Genomic DNA, 5,573 nt, shown 5'->3' with positions numbered 1-5,573 from the left:
CGGCCGAGGCACAGCCCCAGGGCCAACCGCAGGACCTGACGCGCGAAGAGGCCCGCAAGCTGCTCGAAATCATGAGCCGCGAAGAGCAGAAAGTACTCGAAAAGCTGCGCAAAGGCACCGGCCGCAAAGGACGTCCGAGCAAGGATTGGTAACGCTTGCGAAGCCGCGATGGTCTCTCTCGGCTATAGAGCCTTTGAAAGGCTATCCCCGCTGGGTGGTAGAGCAGACTTTTATCTCGTCAAGCAAATTTCGCTGACTTCATATTTGGTAGGAACGATGTGTGGATCCCAAAATGCCTTTCTCAGGTTGGGCTATGTGTAAGATTTCTTATTGCTATAAGCATTCTAAATACTGAAGACTATACCGTGCTAACGGTCGCACGTCGATAATCCACAGTTTTACTCCAAATTTTTCTTTAACAACAAATCAAGCACCTTACCACCCGGTCTCAGGCTTATGGCCGTATAGCGATGAGCCAAAGCAATCGGTACTACGGCATTGCGGTATAGGTCACTCTCCAATTGTTCGATCAGATGCACGACAGTAGCCAACTGAGGATATTGATCCCACTCTACCTTCTTCTCCAAAAATGAGGTTCCTGGCAAGTTTTTATTCGGGAAAGGATAGGGCAGACAGAAGACAAACGTGCGACCGCTTTGGGTCTTTAGGATGAAATCTTGGCCGTAATAGGTCTCGTAGCCGAAGCCATTGCCGGCGGGATCTCGGCCAGCCAAGATATACTTGTAGCGATAGTCGTCGTCGATAGCCAAGAGCCGATTTTTCGGAATGAACCGATCCAATAAATTCACGTGATCTACAACTTGGCCAGTCTTCACCAGTCCGATCATGAGTACAGGGCGACCTAGCCGATTACGCATCTCAGCCAAGTAGTCCATGATGCTGCGGTGAAGCCAAGCAGCCGTACCGAAGATAGCCAAGGGACCATCTACGAAAAAGGCCATTTTGCTCAAGGCAGATAAATCTTTTTCTGCGATGAAACGCATGTAATGGATGGGGAGCAAATGCTCCAACAACATCATGAGACGGGTAATGGCCAATTGGTTAGACTGATAATCGTTGATTTCTTCCCAGAGCCGCAGACAGTCTGTGGGATAAACTTCAGCTTCACAATGTGGGCAATATTGCTGTTCTGGCTTGTCCTCAAGCTCAATAGGCCCCTTCTTACAAGTCGGACACTTGTGAAGCTTCAGGCGAAACGGATCACCAGTGCCCATATCATCAGGGCGGCGATGGGCAAGGTGAAAGAGAGTGGAGCGGAGACTGGTGTGAAAGTTGTCGGAATCAAATCGTGTGGCTTCAGCCAAGAACTGAGCGTCCAGAGCTGCTCGGAAGCTGTCGCGGACACTTTTCTTACCACGGATTCGGATGTTAGAGCTGGGTACTACAAATGTTAAAGATGCGTTGTTGTCTTGGAGCCTGGCGACCCTAAACGGATCCACATAGCGCCCACTGCGCAAAGAACCATACTCATGCAAACTGAATAGTACCGCCCCAATCTTGATAAAGCCAATCTTGGTACTGGGGAGCAGCGCATCGTGACTCGCCTCATGGGGACTGCCGTCTACGGCCAAGACATGAGCCGGCAGGGAGATATTCGCAGGCCGAGGGGGCTCACGAAAGGGGGCGACGATGCGTTTGGCCTCCTCCGGTGACGGCTGCGTCAGATACTCACATGACTTTAAGAAGGCACGCACGTCTGGATTCTTGACGAAATCTATGTGGGCCGTCTTGTTGGCGAACTCACCTTTATATGGCATGTCAGATCTTTTATTTTGTCACGTTTTGCCGGCGCGCTTGAGCCTCTTTAACTCGTTGTCGCTCCATCTCTGGGTTGAACTTGTCGATTTGCACAGGTATCACGAAGGGACCTGAGAGGGTTTTCACGCGCGCAAACCCTACGTCTTGAGCCCGTTTGAGGGATTGGCCGAAATCATCGAAGTCGTAAAACTGAGCCAACTCCCTGATCTCTCGGGCATTATTCAAATGGGTGATGAACCAGTTCTCGGTGTTGGCCAGGATGTTCGGGTGCATGGACGAGACTTCCTGTGTGGCGTAGACCAAGCTGATACGGTACTTCGCGCCCTCCTTGGCCAGCCGTGGCCAAGTTTCGGTCAAATCCATGCCCTTGCCGATCAGGTTGTGGGCTTCCTCGATGTAGACGACTATGTTGGGCGGCGTCTGGCCCTGAACAAAAATGTTCATGGACGACTGAAAAATTTTCTGGGCAATACGGGTACTGATCTTCTCCCGGATACGCGCGTCGCCCACTGACAGGTCAAGGATAACGATCTTGCCTTCCTTGAGCAGTTCGTAGATTTCATCCGCAACCTCCGTGGTACGTGTCGGTGCATGGTAGCGTACCGCATCCGCCAAAATGCGATGGCCGGAAATGAAGGTGTTCCCCTGACGCTGAGCAATCATGTTGAGCAGCGTTTGGAGGGAGTCGTCGACCCAGTCCTTGCCGGATGAACTTTTGAGCGTTTGAGCTTGATTGACCTCTCGCAGGGCCAAGAACCAGTGCTTTGCCTGTTCTAAGGTCAGGCCGACTTTTGGATCAGGGAGTTTCTCGCGTGCCTGCGCATTCACTTTTTCTTTGATGTCGGCGTTTGCCTCAAATTTCACTTTAAAATCTTTCGGCGGCGCAAAACCCGCAACGTAGAGCAAGGTCTGGTAGGCCGCGACACGCACCTGCCAACGCTTAAATTCCCCGGTTTCCCGTTCGTCCGGCCGGTCTAGAGAAAGATTCACGAAGGCGCGTACATAGTCAGTGGTCACCCGGTTGGCTTCTTCCAGCTCTCGCTGAATAATGCCGAACCCTTCGTTGAGCTGGTCATAAAAATTGGTGCGCAACTCCCTGAATCCTACCGCCGGCAACATCCGATAGCGCACCGTGTCAGTAGGATAGATATCGGCCAAGGCACCCTTATCCTGCTGGTTGGCATAGGCGTACTCACCATTAATATCGTAGATGATCTGCCCGATCTTGGCACCGCTCTCATCGGCCACTCGCTTCACGACGGACACAAGCTGCTTGATCATGTTGGATTTGCCCGTGCGGGTCATACCTAACACCGCGGTGCGACGTCCCAGAAAATCGGCCGGCTGGACCGTGACAGGAACTGGGGGTGAAGCGGCAGTTCGACGGTGAAGTCGGTCTGTTGATGTGTAGCGTACGGTGCCAATCTCGAATGGTTGAATCTCGCCGGTCAGTCCCAACTGCTCTGCCATCTCAATGGCAGCATCCCGACGAATAGGATCCACATAGTTGACGATGGTCTCCAAGGCTTTTCCGTGAGGGCGATACACGTTGAGTCTGGTCGCCGAGGCAAAAGATTCGATGTCGCTTCCCAGCCACAACTCCCCATTATCGACGAAGAAAGTGCCCAGCACCCGGCATTGCAGACCGCCAAACTGGAGTTCATTTAAGGTAAGATCATCAAGCTGTCTGTCGTCGCTGCCAAAAACCTCTTTATGATCCTTGAAGAAGTCGATCTTGGTACGCACCAAGTCGTCGTCTTGAGGCAACTTGGCGGAGCCAACGACGCGCAGAAGGATTACTTCCTTCTCTGCCTCTGGGACCTGGGCCATCGACTCCGGATTGAAGGAGGCAGCGACCAAGAAACAGTTATGGGGAATACCGTGGGCCTGGTGCTTCCACAGATCATTGGTCATCACGTAGGCAAACTCGTAGTCGATGGCATATACCCAGCCTACGAAGTACTCAAGCTGGATCAATTGGGCTAAGTCACCGTTCCGGAGAATTTGATTGATGTTTTTCATTGCTACTCGCTTATTGAACCTCTTTTCTGGAATATCATGTCATCGTTTATACCCCGTCGAAGGTCAAAAATTGCTAAAACACCTGTACTTGCAATGGTCGTCTATCTACTCAGTTTTCTCAGCTCCTTTCGAGAGGTGGCAGGTATTCAAAGTTTGACAAAATAACTTCTTTTCCCTTCTTTCGCTCCTGCATGGTTGATGCACTGTAAAGTGTTTCGATGCTGTGTTTCTTCGCGCCGTTGGTGCGATGACGCAAGGCAGTGCCATACAATTCCTCTACCTCCTCGGCTGAATCGTAGCTGAGAATCCATTTATCAGTGAGTTGTAAAAGGGCATCGCGTAATCGACGGTGGTCTCCATTATTAAAATAATAACGATACAAAGCACTTGCTTTGTTGAAAAAAGGTGGATCAAAATAGTAAAACACCCGATCACTTGGCAAAACCCCTTTTTTCTGTTTATTATTTATCCAAACAAGCCCATCATTCCATGACAAATCTAGAATGGCAAACACTTTTTCTCTATATTTGCTAATATTCTTAATTCGACTAATTAAAGTCTCGCGAGGAAAGCGACAATCTATTTTATAACGACCTTTTTGAGATTTCCCTCCAAGCGGCCCTGCGGTTTTTTCCAAGATTCCAGAAAAACTGGTCCTGTTAAGGAATAAACATGTCCATGCTCGTTCACGTGTCGTCTTTGGATTGCCATTTTTCAACCTCTCCCATTCACCTAATGTGACAACTGCTTCTTCAATTTGCTTCAGCAACCAATCGGTATCCCAAAAAACTGTTCGCCAAAAGCTGGCCACCCATGGATCCCTATCTATCAACACAGCCTTTTCTATCAAATCTTCTTGAAGCAACTTAAGAAAAACGCTTCCACCGCCAACAAAAGGCTCAACATAAAGAGAGGGAGTAAAATTATTCTGTAAAAGTGTATCGCATATGTAATCAGAAAGGCGTTTTTTGGAACCCGGGTATCGAAGTGGACTCAACAGCCTAATATTCTTAGCCATAAATCATCTTTCAAATGATCTGTTCTTTTGTTCTCCCTCCACCTAACAACACCTGCACTGTACTCCGCCTGAATCGCATGTTGGACACATGCCGGTAGCAGAGTAACTTCTACTCTGCCAGCGTTTAGCTAAACTAGCCTGCCAGAACAGAAAGGCACACTGCACTCTTCGTCGGCCTTAGCCAAAACCATCTTAATTTACTTGTAAACAAAGTTTAACAAACACACAAAACAAAACATGACATAAGGAAAAAAATCTCACACCAAACTTTTCCTGTATCAAATATCCGCAGTCTTGGCAATAGTTGGCACCCCGAAATCTTCTTTCAGATATGGTTGTAAGAACTTTTCTGATATAACGACAAATCGAATTGCTCCCAGCAATAGGCCGGCATAGATCACCCCCTTTGGCTTATCTTGGTTCCGAAGAAACAGCACTATATTCTTGACAAAGCTTCACCAACCACCCCGAAGATCGTGAATCTCGTATGGGTAGTTGAATTATCCATGAGTCAAAGTTATTGCTTTTTCAAAAAAACGTCGCCATGGCTACTGCACCACCAGCCGCGCGACATAGACGCGCTGGTCGGTCTGCAGCTCGATCGCGTACAGGCCCGGTGGCAGCGCGTGGATCGGCACGTAGGCCACCTCTCTGCCCAGGCCGAGGGACTGCGTTTCGAGCAGGCGGCCCGGCGCATCGTACAGGCGCAGGCGTGCCGTGCGGCCCAGATCGGCCGGATGAAATCCTTCGAGCG

4 protein-coding genes are annotated in these 5,573 nt (G+C 49.7%); all 4 read right to left on the bottom strand.

From position 1 onward, the window contains the following. Window positions 1-398: 398 nt before the first annotated feature. Window positions 399-1,778, bottom strand: a complete 1,380-nt coding sequence (locus D6694_04600; protein ID RMH45507.1) for a DNA double-strand break repair nuclease NurA — start codon at window positions 1,776-1,778, stop codon at window positions 399-401. 10 nt (window positions 1,779-1,788) lie between these two features. Beyond that, window positions 1,789-3,801 carry a DUF87 domain-containing protein gene (locus D6694_04595; GenBank protein ID RMH45506.1) on the bottom strand — a complete coding sequence of 671 codons (2,013 nt, stop codon included), beginning with the start codon at window positions 3,799-3,801 and terminating at the stop codon, window positions 1,789-1,791. 118 nt (window positions 3,802-3,919) lie between these two features. Beyond that, window positions 3,920-4,807 carry a DNA adenine methylase gene (locus D6694_04590; GenBank protein ID RMH45508.1) on the bottom strand — a complete coding sequence of 296 codons (888 nt, stop codon included), beginning with the start codon at window positions 4,805-4,807 and terminating at the stop codon, window positions 3,920-3,922. A gap of 560 nt (window positions 4,808-5,367) precedes the next feature. Continuing rightward, window positions 5,368-5,573, bottom strand: a 206-nt coding sequence (locus tag D6694_04585; protein ID RMH45505.1) for a T9SS C-terminal target domain-containing protein, incomplete at its 5' end; no start/stop codon positions are given.

It is taken from the genome of Gammaproteobacteria bacterium (assembly GCA_003696665.1).
Lineage (GTDB): Bacteria > Pseudomonadota > Gammaproteobacteria > Enterobacterales.
The sequence above is the reverse complement of the archived record's forward strand: the minus strand, read 5'-3'. Positions and strand labels throughout refer to the sequence as shown.